27 protein-coding genes and 2 pseudogenes are annotated in these 24,632 nt (G+C 67.1%); 14 read left to right on the forward strand and 15 right to left on the reverse strand.

Annotated features, from left to right (window positions below; all coding sequences use genetic code 11):
• Nucleotides 1-2: 2 nt before the first annotated feature.
• Genes AC3DE2_RS16155 through AC3DE2_RS16170 form a run of 4 tightly spaced genes read right to left on the reverse strand, consistent with a single transcriptional unit; the run spans nucleotide 3 to nucleotide 2,638 of the window.
• Nucleotides 3-1,307 (reverse strand): alpha/beta hydrolase, encoded by a 1,305-nt coding sequence (locus AC3DE2_RS16155; RefSeq protein ID WP_488427030.1) that lies wholly within the window; start codon nucleotides 1,305-1,307, stop codon nucleotides 3-5.
• A gap of 1 nt (nucleotide 1,308) precedes the next feature.
• Nucleotides 1,309-1,488, reverse strand: a complete 180-nt coding sequence (locus tag AC3DE2_RS16160) for a DUF4177 domain-containing protein (protein WP_295376165.1) — start codon at nucleotides 1,486-1,488, stop codon at nucleotides 1,309-1,311.
• A gap of 58 nt (nucleotides 1,489-1,546) precedes the next feature.
• Entirely contained in the window at nucleotides 1,547-1,732 is a 186-nt protein-coding gene (locus AC3DE2_RS16165) for a type II toxin-antitoxin system antitoxin (protein ID WP_488427031.1), read from the reverse strand.
• 21 nt (nucleotides 1,733-1,753) lie between these two features.
• The gene (locus AC3DE2_RS16170; protein ID WP_295376169.1) at nucleotides 1,754-2,638 is read right to left on the reverse strand and encodes an SPFH domain-containing protein; all 885 of its coding nucleotides are present in this window, start codon (nucleotides 2,636-2,638) and stop codon (nucleotides 1,754-1,756) included.
• A 130-nt stretch (nucleotides 2,639-2,768) separates the two neighbouring features.
• Here AC3DE2_RS16170 and purT point away from each other — a divergent pair, with 130 nt between their 5' ends.
• Both purT and AC3DE2_RS16180 read left to right on the forward strand, forming a co-directional pair.
• Entirely contained in the window at nucleotides 2,769-3,953 is a 1,185-nt protein-coding gene (purT, locus tag AC3DE2_RS16175; protein WP_488427032.1) for a formate-dependent phosphoribosylglycinamide formyltransferase, read from the forward strand.
• Nucleotides 3,954-3,963: 10 nt separating this feature from the next.
• Entirely contained in the window at nucleotides 3,964-4,257 is a 294-nt protein-coding gene (locus tag AC3DE2_RS16180; protein ID WP_295376172.1) for a hypothetical protein, read from the forward strand.
• 144 nt (nucleotides 4,258-4,401) lie between these two features.
• On the opposite strand, the gene AC3DE2_RS16185 is transcribed toward AC3DE2_RS16180, so the two are convergent.
• The 3 genes from AC3DE2_RS16185 to AC3DE2_RS16195 are packed head-to-tail and all read right to left on the reverse strand — an operon-like array spanning nucleotide 4,402 to nucleotide 6,986.
• The gene (locus AC3DE2_RS16185) at nucleotides 4,402-5,616 is read right to left on the reverse strand and encodes an endonuclease/exonuclease/phosphatase family protein (RefSeq protein WP_488427033.1); all 1,215 of its coding nucleotides are present in this window, start codon (nucleotides 5,614-5,616) and stop codon (nucleotides 4,402-4,404) included.
• A 45-nt stretch (nucleotides 5,617-5,661) separates the two neighbouring features.
• Nucleotides 5,662-6,399, reverse strand: a complete 738-nt coding sequence (locus tag AC3DE2_RS16190; RefSeq protein WP_488427034.1) for an arginyltransferase — start codon at nucleotides 6,397-6,399, stop codon at nucleotides 5,662-5,664.
• Nucleotides 6,399-6,986, reverse strand: coding sequence for a phosphatase PAP2 family protein (locus AC3DE2_RS16195; RefSeq protein WP_488427035.1), 588 nt, complete (start codon nucleotides 6,984-6,986; stop codon nucleotides 6,399-6,401). Before AC3DE2_RS16195 ends, AC3DE2_RS16190 begins: the two co-directional genes overlap by 1 nt.
• 146 nt (nucleotides 6,987-7,132) lie before the next feature.
• Here AC3DE2_RS16195 and AC3DE2_RS16200 point away from each other — a divergent pair.
• Nucleotides 7,133-7,750 (forward strand): annotated as a pseudogene (locus AC3DE2_RS16200) (hypothetical protein); the annotation flags it as partial.
• 27 nt (nucleotides 7,751-7,777) lie between these two features.
• A pseudogene (locus AC3DE2_RS16205) lies at nucleotides 7,778-7,852 on the forward strand (hypothetical protein); the annotation flags it as partial.
• 230 nt (nucleotides 7,853-8,082) lie between these two features.
• On the opposite strand, the gene AC3DE2_RS16210 reads toward AC3DE2_RS16205, so the two are convergent.
• The 5 genes from AC3DE2_RS16210 to AC3DE2_RS16230 all read right to left on the reverse strand — a co-directional run bounded on the left by AC3DE2_RS16210 (nucleotide 8,083) and on the right by AC3DE2_RS16230 (nucleotide 14,104).
• On the reverse strand, nucleotides 8,083-9,234 hold the full coding sequence (locus AC3DE2_RS16210) for an RNA polymerase sigma factor (protein ID WP_488427036.1): 1,152 nt from the start codon (nucleotides 9,232-9,234) through the stop codon (nucleotides 8,083-8,085).
• A gap of 999 nt (nucleotides 9,235-10,233) precedes the next feature.
• Nucleotides 10,234-11,472, reverse strand: a complete 1,239-nt coding sequence (locus AC3DE2_RS16215; RefSeq protein ID WP_488427037.1) for an RNA polymerase sigma factor — start codon at nucleotides 11,470-11,472, stop codon at nucleotides 10,234-10,236.
• Between the two features lie 68 nt (nucleotides 11,473-11,540).
• Nucleotides 11,541-12,056, reverse strand: a complete 516-nt coding sequence (locus tag AC3DE2_RS16220) for a pathogenicity-like protein (protein WP_488427038.1) — start codon at nucleotides 12,054-12,056, stop codon at nucleotides 11,541-11,543.
• A gap of 6 nt (nucleotides 12,057-12,062) precedes the next feature.
• Nucleotides 12,063-12,977 (reverse strand): acyl-CoA thioesterase II, encoded by a 915-nt coding sequence (gene tesB / locus AC3DE2_RS16225; RefSeq protein ID WP_488427039.1) that lies wholly within the window; start codon nucleotides 12,975-12,977, stop codon nucleotides 12,063-12,065.
• 560 nt (nucleotides 12,978-13,537) lie between these two features.
• On the reverse strand, nucleotides 13,538-14,104 hold the full coding sequence (locus tag AC3DE2_RS16230; RefSeq protein ID WP_488427040.1) for an N-acetylmuramoyl-L-alanine amidase: 567 nt from the start codon (nucleotides 14,102-14,104) through the stop codon (nucleotides 13,538-13,540).
• 89 nt (nucleotides 14,105-14,193) lie between these two features.
• On the opposite strand from AC3DE2_RS16230, the gene AC3DE2_RS16235 reads away from it, so the two are divergent.
• The 4 genes from AC3DE2_RS16235 (at nucleotide 14,194) to rlmKL (ending at nucleotide 19,243) form a co-directional block, all read left to right on the forward strand.
• The gene (locus AC3DE2_RS16235; RefSeq protein WP_295376190.1) at nucleotides 14,194-14,685 is read left to right on the forward strand and encodes an MOSC domain-containing protein; all 492 of its coding nucleotides are present in this window, start codon (nucleotides 14,194-14,196) and stop codon (nucleotides 14,683-14,685) included.
• Nucleotides 14,682-15,221, forward strand: coding sequence for a hypothetical protein (locus AC3DE2_RS16240; protein ID WP_440472288.1), 540 nt, complete (start codon nucleotides 14,682-14,684; stop codon nucleotides 15,219-15,221). Before AC3DE2_RS16235 ends, AC3DE2_RS16240 begins: the two co-directional genes overlap by 4 nt.
• 181 nt (nucleotides 15,222-15,402) lie before the next feature.
• Nucleotides 15,403-17,016 (forward strand): ABC-F family ATP-binding cassette domain-containing protein, encoded by a 1,614-nt coding sequence (locus tag AC3DE2_RS16245; protein WP_488427041.1) that lies wholly within the window; start codon nucleotides 15,403-15,405, stop codon nucleotides 17,014-17,016.
• 94 nt (nucleotides 17,017-17,110) lie between these two features.
• On the forward strand, nucleotides 17,111-19,243 hold the full coding sequence (gene rlmKL, locus AC3DE2_RS16250; protein WP_488427042.1) for a bifunctional 23S rRNA (guanine(2069)-N(7))-methyltransferase RlmK/23S rRNA (guanine(2445)-N(2))-methyltransferase RlmL: 2,133 nt from the start codon (nucleotides 17,111-17,113) through the stop codon (nucleotides 19,241-19,243).
• 45 nt (nucleotides 19,244-19,288) lie between these two features.
• Here rlmKL and AC3DE2_RS16255 read toward each other — a convergent pair whose 3' ends face one another.
• Nucleotides 19,289-19,504 carry a SymE family type I addiction module toxin gene (locus AC3DE2_RS16255; protein ID WP_488427043.1) on the reverse strand — a complete coding sequence of 72 codons (216 nt, stop codon included), beginning with the start codon at nucleotides 19,502-19,504 and terminating at the stop codon, nucleotides 19,289-19,291.
• A 276-nt stretch (nucleotides 19,505-19,780) separates the two neighbouring features.
• Here AC3DE2_RS16255 and AC3DE2_RS16260 point away from each other — a divergent pair, with 276 nt between their 5' ends.
• From AC3DE2_RS16260 to AC3DE2_RS16270, 3 genes are all read left to right on the forward strand, one after another.
• Entirely contained in the window at nucleotides 19,781-20,176 is a 396-nt protein-coding gene (locus AC3DE2_RS16260) for a hypothetical protein (RefSeq protein ID WP_488427044.1), read from the forward strand.
• Nucleotides 20,177-20,958: 782 nt separating this feature from the next.
• Nucleotides 20,959-21,456, forward strand: a complete 498-nt coding sequence (locus tag AC3DE2_RS16265; protein WP_488427045.1) for a YybH family protein — start codon at nucleotides 20,959-20,961, stop codon at nucleotides 21,454-21,456.
• Nucleotides 21,457-21,531: 75 nt separating this feature from the next.
• Nucleotides 21,532-21,870 (forward strand): hypothetical protein, encoded by a 339-nt coding sequence (locus tag AC3DE2_RS16270; RefSeq protein WP_488427046.1) that lies wholly within the window; start codon nucleotides 21,532-21,534, stop codon nucleotides 21,868-21,870.
• Between the two features lie 14 nt (nucleotides 21,871-21,884).
• Here AC3DE2_RS16270 and AC3DE2_RS16275 read toward each other — a convergent pair whose 3' ends face one another.
• Nucleotides 21,885-22,079 (reverse strand): hypothetical protein, encoded by a 195-nt coding sequence (locus AC3DE2_RS16275; RefSeq protein ID WP_488427047.1) that lies wholly within the window; start codon nucleotides 22,077-22,079, stop codon nucleotides 21,885-21,887.
• Nucleotides 22,080-22,127: 48 nt separating this feature from the next.
• Here AC3DE2_RS16275 and AC3DE2_RS16280 point away from each other — a divergent pair, with 48 nt between their 5' ends.
• Nucleotides 22,128-22,421 carry a hypothetical protein gene (locus AC3DE2_RS16280; RefSeq protein WP_488427048.1) on the forward strand — a complete coding sequence of 98 codons (294 nt, stop codon included), beginning with the start codon at nucleotides 22,128-22,130 and terminating at the stop codon, nucleotides 22,419-22,421.
• A 22-nt stretch (nucleotides 22,422-22,443) separates the two neighbouring features.
• Here the strand turns inward: AC3DE2_RS16280 and AC3DE2_RS16285 are convergent, their stop codons facing one another.
• On the reverse strand, nucleotides 22,444-23,268 hold the full coding sequence (locus AC3DE2_RS16285; protein WP_488427049.1) for a hypothetical protein: 825 nt from the start codon (nucleotides 23,266-23,268) through the stop codon (nucleotides 22,444-22,446).
• 237 nt (nucleotides 23,269-23,505) lie between these two features.
• Between AC3DE2_RS16285 and AC3DE2_RS16290 the strand changes: the two genes are divergently transcribed.
• Nucleotides 23,506-24,090 (forward strand): hypothetical protein, encoded by a 585-nt coding sequence (locus AC3DE2_RS16290; protein ID WP_488427050.1) that lies wholly within the window; start codon nucleotides 23,506-23,508, stop codon nucleotides 24,088-24,090.
• 56 nt (nucleotides 24,091-24,146) lie between these two features.
• Nucleotides 24,147-24,581, forward strand: coding sequence for a hypothetical protein (locus tag AC3DE2_RS16295; protein WP_488427051.1), 435 nt, complete (start codon nucleotides 24,147-24,149; stop codon nucleotides 24,579-24,581).
• The last annotated feature ends 51 nt before the right edge of the window (nucleotides 24,582-24,632 follow it).

Consider the following 24,632-nt stretch of genomic DNA (forward strand, 5'->3'; position numbering starts at 1 on the left):
GCTCAGTGTTCCTTGATCCAGCGGACGGCGTCGGCGATGAGTTGCGGATCGACCTGGCCCGGGCGCTGGTATTCGGACAGCGTGCCGACGCCTTCGCCGGCGATGCCCAGGTGGTTCAGCGCCGGGTAGTGCTTGAACGTGGCCTTGCGATCGCCGGCCAGGCCTTCGCGCCAGCGTTGCCAGTCGGTATCGACGACCTGGAAATCGCGGCCACCTTGCAACAGCAGCAGCGGCAGCGCGCTCGCCCTGGCTTCGGCGACCGGATCGATCGCTTCCAGCGAGCGCCAGTAGCGGGCGGGCAGGCCCAGCGGGGTATCGGTGGAATCGTCGGGCGCGTCACCGCGGACGTTGGCGATTTGCGCGTCGAGCTTGTCCAGGAACGCCTGCTTTTCCGCGCTCGGCGGGCCCTGCTGCGCCAGCAGGTAGCGGTTCTGTTCCGGCAGGATCGTCAACAGCGAACGGGCGGGCGCGGCGAACAGGATCAGGCCGGCCACCTGGCCGGAGCGCTGCGCGATGCGTGGCGCCAGCATGCCACCCTGGCTGTGTCCGAGCACGAACACGCGCTTGCCGTCGATGCCGGGCTGCGCGCGCAGGGTGGCGATCGCGGCGACCGCGTCGTCGGTGACCTCGTCATCGACGGTGAACGGTTTGCCGCCGGTGAAATCCTGCGGACGCGCCTTGCTGCGCTTCTCGTAGCGCAGCACCGCGACGCCCTGCGCGGCCAGGCCGCGCGCGATGTCCAGGAACGGACGGTTGGGACCGATGGTCTCGTTGCGATCCTGCGGGCCGGAGCCATGCACCAGCACCACGGCGGGGAAGGGACCGGCGCCCTTCGACATCGCCAGGGTGGCGGCCAGCGCCTGTTCGCCGGTTCCCACGGTGAGATCACGCTCCTGGTAGGACGCATCGGCGGGGACCGGCGTGGCGGCCGCCGGCGGCGCCGGCTGCAGCAGGAAGCCGGCCACCTTGCCCTGCGCGTTCACCGCGACCTGCGCGTTGATCGCGCCATTGGCGAACTCCAGCCGGATCAGCGCGACCTGCATGTCCTGGTGCGGCATGACCTTGGGCTCGCCGCGCGTGCGCAGTTCGCCCATCTGGGCCGGCAGCGATTCCCACACCGCCTTCAGCTTGTCCTGCGGGACCGCCGTGGCCATTTCCGGTGAGAACATCGCCTCGGCGGCGGCGTAGTCGCCGCCCTGCAGGTGGTCCAGCAGGCGGTTGGCAATCGCGCCGGGTGCGTCGGCGGCGAACGTGGCCGGTGAGAACAGCGCGCCGAGCACCAGCGCAATCCACAAAGAAACGCGCATCTCAGATCTCCTTCTTGAAGATCATCTGCACCGCGGTCATCGGTGCCGGCACGATGATGTTCACCAGCTCCCAGCCCTGCGCACCCTGGCGATTGAGCTCGTTCTGCAGTTCCTCGTGCTTGAGTCCGCCCATCAGGCCGGGCTTCACTTCGATGACCTGGTAGGTCCAGCGCTTGCTCATGTTGCTCTCCTTGTGTCGATTGCTCCGCGGGCCCGTCGCCGTGCGCCGGGGGCCGCGTCTAGTTGCCGTCTTCCGATTCGGGGGATGACGCGGGTTTGGGCAGGCGGCCCGCCTTGCGCAGCGCGTCGCGCAGCACGTATTCGATCTGCGCGTTGAGCGAACGCAGTTCATCGTCCGCCCAGCGCTGCGCCGCGTTGAGCACGTCGGCGCTGATGCGCAGGGGATAGGCTTTCTTCTCGGCCACGATGCCTGCCCGTTGCCCAGCTCAGTACAACGAGCCGGTGTTGACGATCGGCTGGGTGCTGCGATCGCCGCACAGCACCACCAACAGGTTGCTGACCATCTGCGCCTTGCGCTCCTCGTCCAGCTGCACCACGCCGTTCTTCTGCAGTTCGGCCAGCGCCATCTCGACCATGCCGACCGCGCCGGCGACGATGCGGGTGCGCGCGGCGATTACCGCGTTGGCCTGCTGGCGCTGCAGCATCGCCTGGGCGATTTCCGGCGCGTAGGCCAAGTGGCTGATGCGCGCGTCGATGACCTGCACGCCGGCATCGGCCAGGCGTTCGGCCAGTTCGTTCTTCAGGTGCTGGGAGATCTCGGTGGCGTGGCTGCGCAGGGCCAGCTGGCCTTCCTCGTGCTGGTCATACGGATAGCTGGTAGCCATCGCCCGCAGCGCGGATTCGGACTGGATGTGCACGAAGCTCTCGTAGTCGTCCACGTTGTAGACGGCCTCGGAGGCATCGACCACCTGCCAGACGATCACCGCGGCGATCTCGATCGGGCTGCCGTCCAGTTCATTGACCTTGAGCTTGCCGCTTTCGAAGTTGCGCACGCGCAGGCTGACCTTCTTCTTGGAGTAGAAGGGGTTGTTCCAGCGCAGGCCGTTGTCCTTGACGGTGCCCACGTACTTGCCGAACAGGCTGATTACCGCCGCCTGGTTGGGCTGCACGGTGTACAGGCCGATCAGGCTGAAGAAGGCGAGCACGCCCAGGATGATGCCGGCGACGATGCGCAGGCCGGACACGATGCCGGAGTGCTTGGGATCGGGGCCGATGCCGCTGGCGAACAGCCAAATGGCCAGGGCGGTCACCGCCAGCAGGGCGAGCAGGAAGGGGATGCCGGGCAGCGAGCGGATGGGATTCTCTTTCATGGTGGTCTCTCCTTGTTCGGGTGAAAGATATCAAAATGATATCAGTTGGCAAGTGCCGTCTGTCGGCGGGAGAGGGCGGAGGGGCCGGGCCGGTAGAATGCCGCTCCCTCCCGCATCGGAATTCCGCCCCATGGTCGACCTCGGTACCCCGCTCAGTCCCCACGCCACCCGGGTCCTGCTGCTCGGGTCGGGCGAACTGGGCAAGGAGGTCGCGCTGGAACTGCAGCGGCTGGGCGTGGAAGTCATCGCCGCCGACCGTTACGCCGATGCCCCGGCCATGCAGGTCGCACACCGCGCGCATGTACTCGACATGCTGGATCCGGCCGCGGTCCGCGCGCTGGTCGCGCGGGAGCGCCCGCACGTGATCGTCCCGGAGATCGAGGCCATCCACACCGACACCCTGGTGGCACTGGAAGCCGAAGGCGCTGCCCGGGTCATCCCGACCGCGCGCGCCGCCCGCCTGACCATGGACCGCGAAGGCATCCGCCGGCTGGCCGCCGAAACCCTGGGCCTGCCGACCTCACCCTACCGCTTCGTCGATACCGAGGCCGAATACCGCGAGGCCATCGTCGCCATCGGCCTGCCGTGCGTGGTCAAGCCGGTGATGTCGTCCTCCGGCAAGGGCCAGAGCACGGTGCGCGGCGACGCCGACATCGCCCCGGCCTGGGAATACGCGCAGACCGGCGGCCGCGCCGGCGCCGGCCGCTGCATCGTCGAGGGCTTCATCGACTTCGACTACGAAATCACCCTGCTGACCGTGCGTCATGCCGGCGGCACCTCGTTCTGCGAACCCATCGGCCACCTGCAGCGCGACGGTGACTACCGCGAAAGCTGGCAACCGCAGCCGATGTCCGCGCGCGCGCTGGAAAACGCGCAGGCGGTGGCGCGCGCGGTCACCGACAATCTGGGTGGCTGGGGCGTGTTCGGCGTCGAATTGTTCGTGAAGGGCGACGAGGTGTGGTTCAGCGAAGTCTCGCCGCGCCCGCACGACACTGGCCTGGTCACCCTGGTCTCGCAGGAGCTGAGCGAATTCGCGCTGCATGCGCGCGCCATCCTCGGCCTGCCGATTCCGGTCATCCGCCAACACGGGCCGTCGGCCTCGTGCGCGGTGCTGGCGCATGGCCATGGCGTGCCGGTGTTCTCCAATGTGGACCGGGCACTGGCCGCGCCGGACACCGCGCTGCGCCTGTTCGGCAAACCGCGGGTGGAAGGCCATCGCCGGGTCGGCGTGACCCTGGCGCGCGCCGCCGACATCGACACCGCCCGCACGATCGCGCGCGACGCCGCCGACGCCCTCGGCATCGAACTCAAGTAAGGATCGAATGATGAACGGAAACGAAGGCTACGCGGTGTTCTTCTTCCCGCAGGCGCTGGAAGCGCTGGGCGAGGCGATCAAGCCCTACCTGGTGCAGGTGGAAGGCGGCGAACCGCACCTCCTGTGCCGCGAAATCGATACCGCCGGCGCGCTGATCGAAATGACGCTGGAAGGCCTCGCGCCGGACGGCAAGACCGTGCAGATCGAAGTCATGGTCCCCGGCAGCATGGTCAAGATGATCGTCTCCGCCCGCAGCGACGGCGCCATCGGCTTCAGCCCGCGCACCACGGTGGTGGGTTCCTAGGCGTCCCGTATCCCGCATTCGCGGCATGCGTCGCGACGGGAAAACAGACAGGTCAGGGACGTCGGGGCACTCAGCCTCCGTCCCTACATCGCGTCTCACCGCCACCGGTCCCGGCCACGACTCGCGTCGTCCGCGCAGAAGTAGCTAGAGCCCCAGATCCGCCCACACCAGGTGGTGATCGCTGCCATCGGCGATGGCGGCGTCCGCATCGGCCTTCGCGGGCCAGAACACGCCGCCGCCCTCGTAGGCGAAACCGGTGGAGGGCAGCACGTAGTCCAGTCGCATCGCGCCGGCCTTCGGTCCGAAGTCGCCGGTGACGTGGCCGGGCGCGCCGCGAAGGGCGATGCCCTTGGCCGCGTAGGCTTGCGCGGTTTCCGCGCCGCCGGCGCTCTGCGGGGTGGGGTGGCGCATCACCCGCGGATGTTCGAGCAGTTCCAGGATGGCGTCGTGGCGGCCGTCGCCGTCGACCGGATCGTTGTTGAGATCACCGGCGATGACGAAGCGCGCCTCCTGCGCCAGACCACCGCAGGCACCGGCGTCGTCGCACAGCCACGGCTTGTCGCCGGCGCTGATGTACTCATGCCACAGGCGAAGCTCATCGTGATTGCGCGCGCCGTTGCGATCTTCCGGACCATCGAACACCGGCGGCGTCGGATGCGAAACGAGGAAATGCACCACGCCGGTCGGCGTGCGCACCGGCACGTCCCAGTGCGACTTCGACGACAGCCGCAACTGCGTCCACACCTCGTCGCGGTACCACGGCTTGCCGGTGGCCGGATCGACCGGACGCGCCGCGCCGGGCAGGCTGCTCCAGCGCAGCAACTGGAACGTGCGCACCTGCGCGGCGTCGATCGGATGCTTCGACAGCACCAGCATGCCGTACTGGCCGGGATGCAGGCCGTAGCCCCAGGCATCGTTGCCGCGCGCGCGGCCTTCGCCGCCGGCCTCGCCGTTGTTGTCCAGATCCAGGCCGCTGGGCACGCCGGTGTTGACCGGGGCCAGATAGCGGTAGGGATAGCGCAGCGCTTCGCCGCCGTCGGGCTGGGCGACTTCCAGATAGCGCCGCTGGAACAGATCCGCCGCGCGGTGGGCGTCGTCGTAATCGAACTCGTTGAGCAGCACCAGATCCGGGCGCACCTTCTGCAGCACCGCGGCGATCTTGCGCGCATGCGCGCTGTCGCTTTCCAGTTCGCGGATCACGCCGCCGGCCTCGTCCGAGTACAGCGAGGTGTTGTAGGTGGCCACGCGCAGGCGCGCGGAGGTGTCGGCGAGGGTCGCGGAAGGATCACCGTGCACGTTGACGTTCACGCAGGCAGTCAGCAGGGAAAGCAGGCAGGCGGGCAGGAGAAAGGTTCGCATGCCGCCATTCTGACATGGGCGCCGGCGCCGCCGATGACAGCGCGGTTACGGATCCGGCGGCGGCTGGAAATCCCGCCAGCCGCGGCCGTCGTAGGCTTCCAGCGGATGGAAGCGGCGCTTGTAGTCCATCTTGCGGTGGCCGTGGATCCAGTAGCCCAGGTACAGGTGGGGCAGGCCCTCGCGGCGCGCCCAGGCGATCTGGCGCAGGATCGCCAGCGTGCCCAGCCCGCGCGCGGTCAGGTCCGGATCGTAGAAGGTGTAGACCGCCGACAGCGCTTCCGGCAGCAGGTCGGTCACCGCCACCGCCAGCAGCCGGCCATGCTCGCGCAGTTCGAGGAAACGGCTGTTGGCCCAGCTGCCGATCAGGAACTGCTCGAATTCCACCGCGCCGTGATCGTCCATGCCGCCCAGCGGATGCCGCGCGCTCAGGTAGCGCTGGTACAGCGCCAGGTGTTCGGCGCCGCGTTCGGCCGCCACCACCCGCACCTCCACGTCCTGGTTCTGCCGTGCGCAGCGGCGCTGGCTGCGATCCGGTTCGAACCGCGCCACCGGAATCCGCACCGCCACGCAGGCCTGGCAACCCAGGCAATGCGGCCGGTAGACGATGTCGCCGGAACGGCGGAAGCCCCACGCCAGCGCATTGGGATAGAACATCGGCAGGCGCGGATCGCGCGGGTCCAGCACCAGATCGCGCGCATTCCGATCCGGCCAGTAGCCGCAGGGATGTTCGCCGGTATGGAACAGGCGCAGATCTTCGGCCGGCTGCGGAGGATTGTTGCCCATCACGATGCCGCCAGTCTTGGCGCAAGCCAGATGAAGAGGGCGCCCGAGCCCGCGCCGGCCAGCACGCCGGCCACCAGATCGCGCGGCACGTGCCGCCGCAGTTTCAGCCGCGACCATGCCACCAGCGCGGCGAACACGCCCGCGCCGACGCCCCAGACCGGATGAACCTGCGACAGCAGGAGCGCGGCGTACACCACGAACGCCATGTGCAGCGACAGCTTGCACCAGCGTGCGCCCAGCATCGCCACCGCGATCAACGCCGCCGCCAGCGCCAGGCCCAGCGCCAGTTGCGCGGGCTGGCCGGCGAACCAGGCCAGCATCGCCGCCAGCGCCAATGCCACCAGCAGGAAGCGGTTCAAGGTCCGGCGCTCCTCGTGCCGGCTGGCGTCCACGTGCTGCCAGCGCCCGCGCCGCACCTGCCAGCCGGACCAGCCCATCACCAGCGCGGCGAACGCGGCGAAACCCATTCCCATCCACGCCGCCTCGCGCACGCCCAGCGTGCGCGCCGCCAGCAGCAGCGCGGCCGCCGGCAACACCAGCATCGGGTGGCCGAGGATGGAAACGGCGCGGGCGAAGGCGTGGACCATGCGGCCAGCATACTGCGCGCCCGTCGTCGCGGCGCATGCGACCGGCTGGAACCTGAATCCGTCCGTCGCCGCGTCAACCAACGCGGCGTCCGGGCGTTTTCCCGGTCAGTGGCGCAACCGCGCCGCGTGATCAGGAGAACCCGAACATGACCCGCAACAAGACCCTGCTCGTGGTGGCCGTGCTGACCGCATTGGGCGCAGGCACCGCCTTCGCCGCCACCCAGTCCGCGCCGGCCGCCGGCGCTTCCCGTCCGACCCTGGACAAGAACGGCGACGGCGTCATCGATCGCGCCGAGGCTGCCGCGCATCCGCGCCTGGCCGAGCACTTCGACACGCTCGACAAGAACAAGGACGGAAAGCTGAGCGCCGACGAGCGCCCGCATCGCGGCCACGGCATGGGCGGCCATCGTCGCGGCACCGGTGGCCACGGCGGCATGATGAAGCAGCTGGACAAGGACGGCGATGGCCGCGTCAGCAAGGCCGAAGCCGCCGCGCAGCCACGCTTCGCCGGGAACTTCGCGAAGATGGACGCGAACGGAGACGGCTACGTCGACGCCAAGGATCGCGAACTGCGCGGCAAGCAACGCCGTGACGAATGGTTCGCCAATGCCGACGCCGACAAGGACGGCAAGCTGACCCGCGCCGAGGTCGACGCGGCCGACGCCAACCGCCGCGCGCAGCACCAGCAGCGCATGCAGGCACGCGGCGCCGAGCGTTTCGCCGCCGCCGATGCCAACAAGGACGGCCGCATCAGCCGCGACGAAGCCAAGGGCAAGCCGCGCCTGGCCGAGCGTTTCGATCAGCTCGACGCCAACAAGGATGGCTTCCTCGGCCAGGACGAACTGAAGCCACGCTCGCCGCGCTGAACCTGGCGCACATCGTTCCACCGCACACCGGCCGCCCAGCGCGGCCGGTGTCGTCTCCGCGGTGGTTCCCCGACAACCGCGCGATCGTCACTTGTGGGAGCGACGTCAGTCGCGACGAGGCATCGAAGCGCCGGAAACATCACGCAAGGGCAGGACTTCCCCCAAACATCCGGAACCGCACAACACCAGTCCTGCCGCCGAAAAATGAGCTGGAAGCCAGAGCAGCCTGCTCAGAAGGTCAGCCGCCCGCTGCTGATCAACCCATACAGCAGCCCGCCGAAGCCCAGCACCAGTCCGATGCTCACGCCGATGATCTGGCGCCGCCGCCGCCGCGCCGCGTCCGCGATCTCGGTGACCGGGTCCACCGCCATGTCGCGTGCGCGGCGGCGCGCCAGGATCTTCGGCAGCCAGCGATTGCATGACCACATGATTCCACCGCAATAGGCGGCCGTCAGCAGCACATGCGGAATCCAGCCCGGCACCTTCGACAGCGCGGTGGCGCCGATGACGAACAGCAGGATCATCACCGTGTTGACCGCGCCGTAGGCAATCAGCGCGCGTCGTTCGCGCGCATCCAGCGGATCCCGCAACTGCTTGCGGATGCCGAACCAGACCGAACCGATGCCGCCGATCAGGCCAAAGGCAATCGCACCGAACGACGCGCCCAGCACCTTCAGCAGGCCCTTGCCGGCCAGCGCCGAACCGGTGCCCAGCACGGCCGCGGCGGCGGTCGGCGGCGCGCCTACCGCCAGCGCACCCAGCACGATGCTGGCGAACGCCGCGCCCGGCGCGCTGGAGCGGGCGAACTCGCCGAAATGCTTCATCAATTCCTCGCGCACGTAACCGCGCGCCCGCGACAGGCGCTTGCGCACCGCCGCATCGGTCAGTCCCAGCAGGTGCGCGACCTGCTGCGAACTCTGGCTCTCGCGGTAGTACAGGAGCAGCACTTCGCGGCTGTCCTCGGGCAGCGCGGCGATGACGTCGGCGGCCACCCGTTCCTGCTCGGTCTGAAGGACCAGTTCCGCCGGTGTCGGTGCGGTATCGGTAGCCAGTTCGATGGCGATGTCGGCCCCTTCGCCGGTCATCGGTCGGTACTGGCCGGCACGGAGATGGTCGCGGGCCAGGTTGCGGGTGATCTGGCGCAGCCACGGCAGCAGGCTGTCGGGGTTCTTCAGGCTGCCCAGGTGCTTCCAGGCCTTCAGGAAGGCTTCCTGGGCGATGTCCTCGCTGGCATGTACGTCGCGGGTGATCGCATAGGCGATCGCGGTCACGGTGTTCTGGCAGGCGCCGATGATCCGCCCGTAGGCGTCCCGGTCCCCGCGCTGGGCGGCGGGGAACTCATGGCGCAGGGTCAGTTCCAGCGGGGCGGTGGCGGCGGTCATCGGCGGTCGGCTCCAGGGCGGCTATGGAAGCACAGACGCCCGGGGAGACGCGATGTGACCCGCCGCCTGGGAGGCGCGCAAGGAGGCCCGCCGTTCGACGGGACGATGGGGGCAGGACGCCCCGAAAACCCATTCCCGCCATTCCAGCGCAGCTGGAATCCATCTTCACGCGATGCGTCCACGTTCGCGGTGTGCAGTACGGAGAGTGGCCGTGTGCGTTGGCCCCCACCCCAGCCCTCCCCCGCATGCGGGGGAGGGGGCATGCCCGGACGCTGCCCTCTTCCTCAGAAGGTGAAGTGAGCAGCCAGAAGCGCGTTTCCGCCCCTTCCCCAGCGTGCGGGGGAAGGTTGGGATGGGGGCGACTGCCAGCGTTCGCCGGGACGGCGGAATCAAGGCAATTCCCAAAAACCATCACCGTCATTCCCGCGCAGCTGGAATCCATCTCCGCGCGATGCGTCCACGTTCGCGGTGTGCAGTGCGGGGAACTGGCCGTGCGCGTTGGCCCCCACCCCAGCCCTCCCCGCACGCGGGGGAGGGGGCATGCCCGGACGCTGCCCTCTTCCCCAGAGGATGAAGTGAGCAGCCAGAAGCGCGTTTCCGCCCCTTCCTCCGCACGCGGGGGAGGGGGCATACCCGGATGCTGCCCTCTTCCTCAGAAGGTGAAGTGAGCAGCCAGAAGCGCGTTCCGCCCCTTCCCCCGCGTGCGGGGAGGGGGCATGCCCGGACGCTCCCCTCTTTCTCAGAAGGTGAAGTGAGCAGCCAGAAGCGCGTTCCGCCCCTTCCCCCGCGTGCGGGGGAAGGTTGGGATGGGGGCGACTGCCAGCGTTCGCCGGGCCAACGGAATCAAGGCAATTCCCAAAAACCATCACCGTCATTCCAGCGCAAGCTGGAATCCATGTCCGCGCGGTGCATCAACATCCGCAGCCGCTCACCTTCCGGAAAACGGGCGCAGCCTTCGCCGGGATGACGGGATGAAGATCCGCCAGTCTCAGCCGTGCCTCAAAACCGCCCCGACACCTTCATCGAGATGATCAGGCCTCCGAACGCCAGCACCGAGGCGACCAGTACGCCGGTCGCGCCGTACATGCTTTCGTATAGCCACGCGCCCCGCTTGTGCCCGCGCCGGGCCACGTCGCGCGCCACCAGCGGTTTCATCAGCCGGCGCAACGGCACCATGCACTGGTAGTTGATGACGCTCATGCCGATCACCGCCACCAGCGTCATCGGCAGCCAGCCGCGACTGAAGATGGCCGCCGCCATGATGAGGATGCCGACCACCGCGGCGGTGGCGGTATTCATGCGGATGAAGCGGCGCAAAGGTGCGCGTTCGGCCTCGGTATCAGCGAAGCCCAGCAGCAGGCGACCGCCGAAGTACGTGCCCAGCGCGCCGCCGGCGATGCCGCCGATCACCGCGCCGAGCGAGAAACCTGCCGTGACGCCGCCGTGGGTCAGCGCATCGAAGGAGCCCATCAGCGTGCCCATCGCGGTGCCGCCGGACAGCGACGACACGCCCAGGCCGCTGGCCCCCAGCTTGCCGGCGCTGGCCGAACCCACGCCGACCGCGCCGGCGCCGATCGCTATCGCGGCGCTGGCCACCGGCGCCGCGCTCATCAGGCCGCTGACCACCAGCACGGTGAAGGCCGCGCCGGGCGCGGTGGAACGGGCGAATTCACCAAAGCGCCTGAGCATTTCCTCGCGCACGATGCCGCGTGCCCGCGACAGCCGCTTGCGCACCGCCGCGTCGCTCAGGCCCAGCAGTCCGGCCACCTGCTGCGAACTCTGGCCCTCGCGGTAGTACAGCAGCAGGGTTTCGCGGGCGTCCTCCGGCAACGCCGAGATGATGTCGGCCGCGACGACTTCCTCTTCCGTGCGCAGCAGGTGTTCGGCCGGCGACGGCGAGGGATCGGCGGTCAGGTTGATCGCCAGTTCCGCCGCTTCGCCCGACATCGGCCTGTGGTGCTGGGTGCGCAGGTAGTCGCGCGCCAGGTTGCGGGTGATCTGGCGCAGCCAGGGCAGGAAGCTGGTGCTGTTCTTCAGCCGGTCCAGTTGCTGCCAGGCGCGCAGGAAGGCTTCCTGGGCGATGTCCTCGCTGGCCTGCACGTCGCGGGTGATGGCGAAGGCGATCGCGGTGACCGTGTTCTGGCAGGCGCCGACGATGCGGCCGTAGGCATCCTGGCTGCCGCGCGCGGCGGCGGGCAGCTCGTGTTGCAGCATCAGTTCGAGGGTCTGGGCGTTCATCGGGGCAGGGCTTCCATGGGTTCCTGGTCCCCGGGACGAGACCGCCCGGAAAATGTGACCGGACCGGCTCAGTTGCCGGAAGCCGGCTTCACCTGCACCCGCACGGTGTCCTCTTCTTCCGCCTCGTCGGCCGGGGCCGGGGCGGGTGTGGTCGGTGCCGTGGCGGGTGCTGGAGCCGGAGTGGCCGGCCGCGGAGCACGATGGCGCAGCACCGTGAACACCGCCGCCACTGCAATCAACCCCAGCAGGATCAGGCGGATGCGCCAGGCCCAGGAGTTTCGCCTGGGCGGGTCGTCCTGGGTGCTGGTGAAGGTCAGCGGGGCGGGGCCGGCGCCGGGGCGGGTGGTTTCCAGCAGCCCGGCCTCGCGCAGGATCTGGCGCGCGCGCGGCTGGTCTTCAGGATGCCGTACCCACACCGCCGGCTGCAGGCCCTTCGGCACCGGCTCGGTGTAGCGGAACTGGCTGCCGCGCTTGCCGCGATAGGAGCGCTCGTTGCTGATGTGGACCTCGACGCCGGCATCGCGCAGCAGCTTGGCTACGCCTTCGACGGTTTCCAGGCGCTGGCTGGTGAAAATCTGGCGCATCGTCGATCAGTCCCTGGCCGGTACGGCGGCCGCGGCCTGCGCGTCGGGCACCACCCGGATCAAGCCTTCCTGCGCGGTGCTGGCGACCAGCCGGCCATGGCGATCGAAAATCTGTCCGCGCGCCAGTCCGCGCGAACCCTGCGCGCTGGGGCTGTCGATGGAATACAGCAGCCAGTCGTCGGCGCGGAACGGACGGTGGAACCACAGCGCGTGATCCAGCGAGGCCATCTGCACGTTGGGCTGGTAATAGCTGATGCCGTGCGGATAGGTGGCGGTGCCGAGCAACTGGAAATCGGAAGCGTAGGCGAGCAGGGCGCGGTGCAGTTCCGGCGAATCGCCGACCTTCTCGCTCAGCCGGAACCACACCTGCTGGAACGGCGGGCGCTTGGGCGGATTCAGTTCGTCGCGCGGATACACGTGGCGGAACTCGAACGGCCCGCGCCGCGACAACCAGCGCTGGACCTTGATCGGCAGCGTCGCCATCACCTCGGCCGGCACGGCCGGCGCCGGATCGATATCTTCCGGCTGCGGCACCTCGGGCATCGACAACTGGTGCTCCGCGCCGGCTTCCTCGGCCTGGAACGACGCCGCGCAGAAGAAGATCACCCGGCCATGCTGGATCGCGGTGACCCGGCGCACCGAGAAGCTGCCGCCATCGCGGGTGCGGTCCACCTCATAGACGATCGGCGCCTCGATGTTGCCGGCGCGCAGGAAGTAGGCATGCAGCGAATGCGCGCGGCGCTCGCCTTCGCCTTCCACCGTGGCCTGCGCGGCCGACAGCGCCTGGCCCAGCACCTGCCCGCCGAACACGTACTTGGTGCCGATGTCGCGGCTCTGGCCCCGGAACAGGTTGTCCTCCAGCCGCTCCAGCGAGAGCAGGTCGATGAGTTCGCTGACGACGGGTTCGGGACTGGGGGACACGGCGGCTCGCAGGGCGGGTCGGGGAGGCTGGGGATTATACGGGCAGGGGGTCAGGGGCTTTGGATGGCTGGGGACCGGGGATTCAGGACTCGGGATGACCGGCCATGCGGCCGTTGAACGCCCGGGTTCGGGATGACCGGCCATCCGGCCGTTGAACGCCCGGGTTCGGGATGACCGGCCATCCGGCCGTTGCAAGCCGGGATTCGGGAAGGCGGGCGGTCATCCGGAATCCTGGAACCGCTCGGGCTTTGCTTCCCCCTTCGCAGAAGGGGGACCGAGGGGGATTTGCTTTCGGCGCAAATCCTCAGCCTCGTCCGCTGGCGATCCCTGATCGCATCACCCGGCACACACCGCCAAAAGCGCCCTCACCCCAACCCTCTCCCGCAGGCGGGAGAGGGGGCGGAGCCTCGTTCTCAGCGGAAGGAAAAGGATCGGAGTCCCTTCTCCTGTTTACGGCAAATCGGTAAAGAAGCGGAATTCCTTCTCCCGTTTACGGGAGAAGGTGCCCGAAGGGCGGATGAGGGCGCTTTTCGCGGAAATCCAACTCGTGGGAGCAAACGTCAGGGCTTCAACCGCTCCAACTCCACCGCAGCCATCACCCGTTCCCACGGGAACAGCGGTCCTGGGTCCAACTTCCGCTGCACCTGCACCGACGGATCATCACTCGCCGGTTCCAGCGTCCGATCCAGATCCTCGTGGCCGGCAATCAGGTGCAGTGCAGGCACCTGCGAAGGCAGCCAGCGCAGCAAGCCAATCAACGTTTCAACCTGCGCCTCGGTATACGGCTCATCCATCCCTTGGCGGTCACTCGCAAGCCAATCCGGATAGCGCCCCGTATTCACCAGCTCGATGCCGATCGCCCGCGGGTTGTACCCCCGCACATGATGGGCGACGCGATCCAGCGCGACGTACTGGTGAACACTGCCATCGCGATCGATGTAGTAGTGCCCGCTGTTGCCCGTGCCCGATCCCCGATACAGGATTTCCTCGCCGAATCCGCGCGCCATCGCCAGATCCGGCAGCTCGGTGCAGTGGATCACCACCAGATCCACCTGCGACAGCGGACGCGCGTCCAGCCGCGTTTCATAGGGCAGGGGATGGGCCAGGATGCGGGGGACGTCGGACATGCCGCGCATGCTAGCAGGGGCCGATGCGGGCGCGCGGCTCAAGTAAACTGGCGGCCTGCGCCGCGGCCGTCGCGGCGGGATGCCCCCCCATGCCCCTGTCTCCCGATTCCCCGCTTGCCCAGTTGATGGCCCGCCTGCCGCGCGCCGGCCAGGTTGAATGGATTGGTCTGCGTCCCGCGCGCGACGTGGCGATGGTGCCGGTGCAGCAGGTCGAAGCCGTCACCGGCATCGGCCTGGTCGGCGATCGCTACGCCGGCGGCAGCGGCAAGCGCGGCATCACCCTCATCCAGGCCGAACACCTGCCGGCCATCGCGGCGCTGGCCGCGCGCCCGGATCTGCAACCGGCGCTGCTGCGGCGGAACGTGGTGGTCTCCGGCATTCCGCTGATCGCGCTGAAGGATCGCCGCTTCCGCATCGGCGACGTGCTGCTGGAAGGCACCGACGAATGCGATCCCTGCTCGCGCATGGAAGACGCGCTCGGCCCCGGCGGCTACAACGCCATGCGCGGCCACGGCGGCCTGTGCGCGCGCATCCTCGAAGGCGGCGTGTTCCGCCTGGGCGACAAGGTGGAAGCGCTGTGAGCCGGAATTCGCCGCGCGGCCACTGCATCCTCTCGCACGGTTTTGAAAGCGGCCCCGACGCCACCAAGGTCACCGCGCTGGCGGACGTCGCCGAGCGCCTGGGCTGGACCCACGAGCGCCCCGACTACACCGATCTGGACGCGCGCCGCGACATCAGTTCGCTCGGCGACGTGCCCACGCGGCTGGAACGCCTGCGCGCACTGGCGCAGGCGGCGGCCAGCCGTGGCCCGCTGGTGCTGGCGGGCTCCAGCCTCGGCGCCTACATCGCCGGCCGCATCTCGCTGGAAGTGCCGGTGCGCGGCCTGTTCCTGATGGCCCCGCCCACCACCATGGGGCCGCTGCCGGCGCTGGACGCCGCATCCGTGCCGATCTCGGTCATCCACGGCTGGGATGACGAACTGATTCCCGCCCAGCTCGTGGTCGACTGGGCGCACGCCCGCCGCGCGCGCCTGCTGCTGGTGAACGACGCGCATCGCCTGTCCTCGCACGTCGAAGCCTCCGCCGAAGCCTTCGGCCAACTGCTCGCCTCGCTGTAACTCGCGCGCGCGGCGTTCAGCCCGCGTCTGGTCCCGCGCACGAGGTTGCCGCTAGAATCGCGGCCTCGATTCGTCCCAGGTGTCCACGCCCATGCGCCATTGATGCCGCCGTCGCTTGACGGCCCAGGTTCCCGCCGGCCTTCGCGCCGAGGGAGTTCCCGTGGCATCCCATGGAATCCGCATGACGAATCCTTTCCTGACGCTCGACCGCGCGTCGCTGTCCCTGCCCGACGGCAGGATCCTGTTCTCCGATCTCGACCTGCAACTGGACGGCCGTCCCACCGGACTGGTCGGACGCAACGGCGTGGGCAAGAGCGTGCTGGCGCGGCTGCTGGCCGGCGAGATCGCGCCCACTTCAGGCAAGCGCAACGCCAGCGGCCGTGTGCATTACCTGCCGCAGCAGATCCATGTGCCCGACGGCGCCACCGTCGCTTCGCTGGCCGGCGTGGATGCGTGGCTGGACGCGCTGGCCCGCATCGAAGCCGGCAGCACCGCCGTGCACGACTTCGACACCTTGGGTGAACGCTGGGACATCCGCCAGCGACTCGCACAGGCGCTGGAGGCGCAGGGCCTGCCGGATCTCGACCCGGATCGCCCCGCCGCCACGCTCAGCGGTGGGGAAGCGATGCGCGTCGCCCTGGCCGGTGTGTTCCTGTCCGGCGCCGACTTCCTGATCCTCGACGAACCCAGCAATCACCTCGACGCCCCGCAGCGCCAGCGCCTGCACGCCCAGCTCGCGCAATGGCAGAACGGTCTGCTGGTGATCAGCCACGATCGCCGCCTGCTCGACACCTTCGCCCGCATCGAGGAACTGTCGCCGCTCGGCCTGCGCACGTACGGCGGCGGCTACGGTTTCTACGCGGCGCGCAAGGCCGGGGAGCAGGCGCAGGCGCAACGAGAACTCGAACAGACCAAGGCGGCCGTGCAGCGCCAGGAGCGCGCGCTGCGCGAGCAGCAGGAACGCCAGCAGCGCCGGCAGGCGCGCGGCAACCGCGACGCGCGCGACGCCAACCAGGCGCCGATCCTGCTCGGCCTGCGCAAGTCGCGCAGCGAGGCCAGCGCCGGCCGCTTCGCCGCCCGCCAGCAGGCCACGCGCGAACAACTCGCCGACCAACTGCGCACCGCCGCACGCAAGCAGGCACCTTCCGTCGAACTGGCACTGTTCGCGCCCGACGCCAGCGCCGCGCAGGATCGCATCGCCCTGCGCATGGAGGGCGCAGTGCTGGCGCACGTGCCGGCCACCGCGAACGGGCTGGATCTGATCCTCACCGGCCGCCAGCGCGTCGGTGTCACCGGCCCCAACGGCAGCGGCAAATCCACCTTGCTGCGGGCGATGGCGGGGCAGGTCGCGCCATGGGCCGGATGCTGCATCGCGAACGTGCCGGTGGCGTGGCTGGATCAGCGCCTGGCCGGGCTGGATCCCGCCGCCAGCGTGCTGGCGCAGTTGCGCGAAGCCAATCCCGATGCCGGCGAGGCCGCGCTGCGCACCCGGCTGGCATTGCTGGGGCTGGACGCCGGCCTCGTCGAAGGCCCCAGCGGCCAGCTCAGCGGCGGCGAACGCCTCAAGGCCGCGCTGGCCTGCGTGCTGTACGCCGCCCAGCCGGCCGGCCTGCTGCTGATCGACGAACCGGGCAACCACCTGGATCTGGCCGGGCTGGAAGCGCTGGAAAGCATGCTGCGCCAGTATCGCGGCGCGCTGGTCGTGGTCTCCCACGACGAGGCCCTGCTGGAACGGCTGGACCTGACCCATCGCCTGCACCTCACCCGGGAAAGCGCGGTCCTCTCGCTCGCCTGAGCGCGCGCGGGGCCGGTTTTCCGTGTGTTCCCACCCCCAATCCGGCAAAATTGACGCCATTCGCGCCGCCGCCGTCCCGAGTTCCGGAGTCCACTTGAAGTTCTTTGTTTCCTGCGCCAAGGGCCTGGAGTACCTGCTCGCCGACGAGCTGGCGGCGCTGGGCGCCACCCGCGCCACCGCCACCATCGCCGGCGTCAACGTCGAAGGTGAACTGCCCGACGCCCAGCGCGCCGTGCTGTGGTCGCGCCTGGCCAGCCGCGTGCTGTGGCCCATCGCCGACTACGACTGCCCGGACGAGCAGGCGCTCTACGACGGCGCGGCGGCGGTCGCGTGGGAAAACCACCTGCGCCCGGAACTCACCCTCGCGGTGGACGCGCACGTCTCCGGCCAGACCATCACCCACGCGCGCTACGCCGCCCAGCGGATCAAGGACGCGGTGGTGGATCGCCTGCGCCAGCAGGGATTGGAACGCCCCTCGGTGGATGTCGAACAGCCGGACGTGCGCATCAACCTGTCGCTGCGCAAGGGCCGCGCCACGTTGTCGATCGATCTCGGCGGCGGCCCCATGCACCGGCGCGGCTGGCGGCGCGAGCAGAACGAGGCGCCGCTGAAGGAAAACCTCGCCGCCGGCGTGCTGATGCGCGGTGGTTGGCCCGCGCTGTACCACGCCGGTGGCGCGCTGCTGGATCCCATGTGCGGCAGCGGCACGCTGCTGATCGAAGGCGCGCTGATGGCCGCCGACGTCGCCCCGGGCCTGCAACGCCACGGCAACACGCTGCCCACCCGCTGGCTGGGCTTCGACGCGCAGGCCTGGCGCGATCTGTTCGCCGACGCGGTCTCCCGCGAGACCGAAGGCCGCCGCGCGCTGCAATCGCGTTTCTTCGGCAGCGATCTGGACGCGCGCGCCATCCGCGCCGCCAACGAGAATGCGACCCTGGCCGGCCTGGCCGGACAGATTCAATTCCAGACCCGCGATGTCGCCCAACTGGAAGCGCCCGGCGAAGGCGGCGGCCTGGTGGTCTGCAATCCGCCCTACGACGAACGCCTGGCCGCCGACGCGGATCTGTACCGCCTGCTCGGCGACGCGCTGCAACGCGCCGTGCCCGGTTGGCGCGCCAGCCTGCTGTGCGGCAACGCGGACCTCGCCCACGCCACCGGCCTGCGCGCGCAGAAGAAATACCAGGTGTTCAACGGCGCCATCGAGTGCGCGCTGATCGTCTGCGATCCCGTCGCCGCGCCGGCCCGCGAGCGCGGCGAACCGCGCCCGCTCGGCGAAGGCGCGCAGATGGTCGCCAACCGCATCCGCAAGAACCTCAAGAAGCTCAAGAGCTGGCGCGCCCGCGAGGACGTCACCTGCTACCGCGCCTACGACGCCGACCTGCCCGAATACGCCGCCGCCATCGACGTGTACGAGGCCGAGAACGACGGCGGCACGTACCTGCACATCCAGGAATACGCTGCCCCGGCCAGCATTCCGGAAGCCGACGTGCGCCGTCGTTTCAGCGAACTGCTGGCCGCCGCGCGCGAAGTCTTCGCCGCGCCGCCGGAGCGGGTGGCGATCAAGTCGCGCGCGCGCGGCAAGGGCGGCAGCAAGTACGGCCGCTTCGACCAGAAGGATCAGACCCTGTGGGTGCGGGAAAACAACGCCCGCCTGCAGGTCAACCTGTTCGATTATCTCGACACCGGCCTGTTCCTGGACCACCGCCCGCTGCGCCGGCGCATGGCCCAGGAAGCGCGCGGCAAGCGCTTCCTCAACCTTTTCAGCTACACCGGCGTCGCCAGCGTGCAGGCCGCCGTCGGCGGCGCGGCCACCACCACCAGCGTGGACCTGTCCGGCACCTACCTGGAATGGTGCGCGCGCAACCTGGCGGGCAATCAGTTCGGCGGCGCCCAGCACCGCCTGGTACAGGCCGACGCCGTGCGCTGGCTGGAAGCCGAGCAGGGCGAATACGACCTGATCTTCTGCGACCCGCCCACCTTCTCCAACTCCGCCCGCGCCGACGACTTCGACATCCAGAAGGAACACGTCCGCCTGCTGCGCGCGGCGGTCGCCCGGCTGGCCCCCAACGGCGTGCTGTACTTCAGCAACAACTTCCGCCGCTTCCGCCTGGACGAAAACGAAATCGCCGCCTTCGCCCGCTGCGAAGACATCACCCCGCAGACCCTCCCCCCGGATTTCGAGCGCAACGCCCGCATCCACCGCTGCTGGAAGCTCACCCGCTTCTGAGTCCGGACACCGCCGCCCCGCAGATCGGGGCGGCAGGTTTCTTCGTCAATCCGGCTTCACCGGCTCCAGCACCAGGTGGCCGGCGCGTATGCGTACCCGGATGGTCTGGCCAATCGAGAATCCGGCCTGCTCCAGCCAGCGGCCTTGCAGGCGCAGGGAGGGGAAGGGCGGCTTGGGGCGGCCTTTGCCGGTATGGGGGTAGTAGGCGTAGCCGGTTTTGAGTTGGCGCTGCCGGGGAAACTTCCGTGATTGACCAGCCATCTTGGCTCCTAGCGGTTCGTTGATACCGCGCCCCCTGTTGAAAGAGGCGACCGAGTACTTCAACACCGCCGCTAGACGGTCCCCAGCTTTCCCCGGCAAACCGGGTCTTGTATCACTGGGCGCTACTCGGCCAAAGGCTGGCCTTGGGGTTGGTCCATCCCTAGATTAGGGATGAGCCGCTAGCGGAGGTGTGTTGAGCACTGGTGGTTAAGCTAGGTTTCCCCAATACAAAAGACCATAACGTTCTTTGTCGGTTGACTGCTCACGACCTGGAGCGTGCTAGAGTCGAGCCAATTCAGGGTTAGGTTGCTTATGCCGGCACTCCGCGACTTCGAGATCAAAGCGATAAAGCTGTTGACCGGCGACTCGCTAACAGACGCTCAACTTGTGCTTGTGGAGAAGATTGCTGAGCCGATCCGATATGAGTACACGGGCAGCGGCTATTTCCTGACCCTCGCTGATCCGTCGCTACCTGCTGGCGTCGCGACGCTTTCCTACCCCACCGTCGTCGGAGAGTACGGGGAGTTCATCTGTGGCTTTGTCGTGTTCATCGGTGATCACGAGCTGACCCTCGAGTGTCATACCTGGGGCGCGGTAGACGTGCCAAGTGACTTCCGTGATCGCCCAGTAAGCATCACCACTCCGTCCGTAAACAACGTCAATTCGCCCTAGTTGTAACCTGACAACGTATTCAAGCCGAACCCACTTCGCGGGCCGATTAGTTCAGTAGGGGCGGCGTGGAACCTGCCTTCATTACTCCAACGTTGAAGCAGCGAAGAGTTGCACTTTTTAGCGTGACGGCGTCATTGATTGCTGTCCTGGCGCTCGTCGCTCTATCCGAACTCTATGTAGGTAAGTTCACAACCTTACCGGCATGTGTGCAACTGCCGTATCTCAGGACCTTCGTTGTCATAGGGGTTTTCGTTTTGACTGGTCTCATGTTCGTCTTTTGCTGCGGCGGCTACAGGATCTGGCAGTCCAGGCAGTTTCCTGCTCCTGGAACTGCACTGCTTTTCAAAAGGGCGCCTATGCACGGGTTGGCTGGCGAGATCCAGCGCAATCACGTTCTTCATTGTAGCCAGCGATCTTGCGTTTTCCTTGGCCTCCTTATTGGAGATCTTCGTTTTTCAGAAGTGGGTTCGTTCATCGTGGGGTTTCGCCGTTGTGATCCGTGATAGTTCAGTCAAAACGAGCGCGCACGAGGGTGAGCTTAACTCAGGCGTTAGATGTCCGCTCCTGGCTGAAAGGAAGCATCGAAATTTTGTCGAAACAGGAGGCTGTGGTGTGCCCTATCCGTCTGCGTAAGTGTGTTCTTGTTTTACCGTTGTTGACGCCAAGTGAGGCCAAGACAAAAACGGGGCAGAGTGATTTTTTTGGATCTTTGTGATGCCGTTCTGCCCGTCGGCTAGCTATTCCTCTGTTTCAATTGCTGAACTTCAATCAGGCCTAGAACTATGATTCGTCCTTTTCTTGCCTTTTTCTTCGTCGGGATGATGCTGTTTGTCAAGCCAGCTCTCGCACAGGATGTTCCCGCGTCAACAGCCAAACCCACAGAACTCCCAAGCATCACGTTGCCGCTCGAACTGGACCGAGTACTCCGCGACTACGAGCGCGCATGGCGTGTGGGTGACGCGGCGGCCCTCGCGGCCCTGTTCGCGGAGGATGGCTTCATCCTGCAAAGCAATCGTCCGCCCGTCCGCGGACGCAAGGCCATCCAGGCCGCCTATGAAGGTGGAAGCGGCGGCCCACTGCGGCTACGCGCGCTCGCCTTCTACACCGAAGCCACGACCGGTTACATTGTCGGCGCCTACGGCTATGGCGATGGCCCAGACGACATCGGCAAATTCACCCTCACGCTGCGCCGTACGCCCGGTCAGCCGTGGCTGATCTTCTCGGACATGGACAATCAGAACACGCCGCCGAAACCCCGGCGTACGTCAGACACGCCTTGAGCCTGGCAACGTGTATCCGGCGCGTCGCCCGGATATGTGCTTTTGCTTTATCGTCATTGCAGGGACAGACCGCTGATGCCCGTCGTCATGATTTACGGTTTCACCGGCCAATACGCCGGAAATTCCGAGTACGACTGGAACCATCCAGAAAGAAATGATGTTTACAAGTGCATGCTCTTTCTCAGGCAAGAGTCAGAGTCGCCTGATTTCGAGAATGCAAAATCTGAGTGCAGGCGGTATGGCTTCGCCGATATCTCGGATATGCGAGTCGGCAAGCTTCACGTGGAAGTTCTGAATACTGACCTGTATCGGGGATTTTCCGGCTTCTACGAGGAGGCGTTGGCTCACGGCGGGACCCTCGTCTTCTACCCAGACGCGGCCCGCGACGAAGGGGGCGTCAATCCCGCGCACTGACCCCATCGCTTCAATCAGGTTTCCCCATCCGTCGCATGTGGCACCTCAAGCAGCTGCTTGACCGTCATGGTCATCACGTCGAAGTACTGAGAACTTTGGAACCGGGCTCGGTTGTCTATGAAGATGATTGGCAACTGATTGCGAAGCCCAGGAAAGGGCAGCGGTTCTAGCGCAAGACAGGACGGCGTGCACTTCTCTTCGGCATCCATGTACGCTCTGTAGCGGGTGGTCAGGCAATCCGAGGGGAATATCAGGAAATGCCATATTTCAAGATTCTTCTCTCCGGCCGTGGTATTGACTTGCCATTCGATGATGATTCGGCGATCGGATTTTTTACGACCAGGCTGGTTCGTGCTGCCGACCTGGCCAATGCGGAAACCCTCGCCAGGGATCTGGTTCTGTCAGAGTGGCGCCCCGGCGGCGATTACGCGCAGGCCAATCGCGGTGCCGTACCCGTGCTGTCTATCGAGCGCTCGTTTCCTGTGGGCTGGCTTCAGGGTATCTTCGGTCGCAAGGGTTCCGGTTACGCTTTTTACTGCCACGAGAATTAGCCGCTGTCCGCATGTCACGCCCCTATTTGCGGATACGCTCGACGTCCAGCCGTGCCTGTGACTTTGCGTCGCCCAATGCAGCGCCTCGTTCAAGCAGCGCGAGCGCCGCGACACGGTCTCCTTCGCTACCACGTTCCAGCCGCATGAGCGCAGCGTTGTAGGCCGCAATGGCGCTGCCTTTCGCCGCAGCCGTTTCAAAACCGTCGAGCGCCTTGTCCGGGCAGAGGAAGAAGATATCCCAGCCAGCCGCCGCGAGCGCCAGCAGGTTGGCATCGTCCTCCGGAATCTGTTCCTGCACATAGGCCGGCCAGCCGGCCACGAGTGGAACAAACACCTCGGCGCCCTCGGGCAGGGAGTACGAGCCGGCGCCTTCGCGCACGGTGAATGCCTGGCGCGTGGTGCGACGGGTTCCATCCTTCGCCAGCCACAGGAATCCATCCTCGCCCTTGACCGGAAGGCCGCCCAGCGCCTTGGAAATGCGCTCGGCCTGCGATGGCACGCCGGGTTCTGGCGACACCCCGGTCCACGAGCCGATCAACTCCACGCGCTTCACCTTCCCCTCGAGCTTTTGCCGGATGGAATCCGCAACGTCTTCGACGGTCAGGATACGCATCTCGCCGTCATACATCCGCCACGGGTTGGCCTGCAGGCCGATGGTGAAGACCTCGTCGCTGTCCGGGACCGCTTCCATGTACTCATACAGCGCCTGTCCGGAAGCAACGCAGTTTGAATCCCGCTTCGGGGAACAAGTGGTCACGCTGAGCGTACCCGACAGCGACAGATGCGACGTGTCGCAGGCCAGTGCGGCAGGGCTGAGCAGGTAGAGGGCGAGCAGGGTGGATTTCATGTGACAGTCCGGGCCAGCGCGGGAAGGCGGTAGCCGGAGTGTACTTTCAACGGCATCCGGGCAGTTTGGGTAATCCGCTTTCGTGGAATTCCCGTGCAGCCTGTCCATGAGCAATCACCTTCTCGACTACAATGCACCGAGCCTTCGGGGAGAACTCCCCGTGCGAACCATCCTGCTGGCTGCCATCATCCTGTTCATCCCACCGGCGAACGAACTGCCATAAGGAGCCGTGACATGATGTCTTCAATACTCCGGGTGTTGTTGATGGGAGTTTTCATCAGCCTCTCGGGGTGTGCGCTTGGGTCGGAGCCCGCGCCCGGCCATGTTGCCCGCGAAGAGGGTTTCGTCGACATCACCCTGCCCATTGCGGAGCACCGGTGGGAAAGCGATGGTTCCCTGACGGTGGTCGCCAGAGGTCGCGTCAACGGCGAAGCCGTTGGTTTCACCGTGGCGTTGGCGCCCGAATGGACGCCACAGCGGAGCGAGGGAGTCCCCATCACGGTGTATTGGGGGAAAGGGCAGATACGCAGTGTCGGTTCGGAAAGCGATTCATTCCTGGCCCTGCTTGCGCAGGAATATGGACTGCCTGCTCGCCCGACCATGGCTCCTCGCGTGGAGACAACTCTAGTGGCCTTGGGCAGCGACCCCCGCGAACTGCGTTCCATCCCGGCCGAGATCAAGGTTTTCTTTGAAGCGGGTGGAGAGGAGATCTATGGGGAGGCGTTCATCAACATTGATCTAGCCGGCAAGGTCCTGGAGTTCCGGGATAAGGATCCGGAATACCATCAGGGCATCCTGTCCTCCCTGGGCGGCCAGAGCTGACTGCTCGTTGAGTCCACTCAGCGCCGCGGTACGGCTCCATCCAGGAAGAGATTCAGATGGTCAGATTCATCGCGATCCTGATGCTCCTGTTGCTGGCCGGTTGCGGCTTCGTCAGCTACGAGGACGTCAGTCATGAGCCCGAGTATTCGATGTATGTGGGGAAGCAGTACAAGATTACAGAGGACATGGAGATCTATCGCATCAGCATGGAACGAAACTACGGTCCTTCTCCCAGCATCTACGAAATAGTCCAATCGCCGGGATTTGGTGGGCCGGAGGTCCTCTCCCGCGACGATCTTCCCGAGGGTTCTGTGTTGCAGATCCTGGCGGTCAAGCGATGCAAGGACTGCTACCTGGACGAGGAGCCAAGGATGCACGTCGTGGTTCGCCTGGCGTCTGACCGGCGATTCGACGACTGGGAAGTGCAGGCGGATATGGGGTTGCTGTCATCCCATATGCAGGCAATCCAGCAGACAGATTCCCGCGAATGATCTGCCGCATGGTGGAATGGAAGGTTGCTGGATTTAGTAGTATCGCCGCCG

The sequence above is a fragment of the Pseudoxanthomonas sp. 68-E7 genome, from assembly GCF_057773145.1.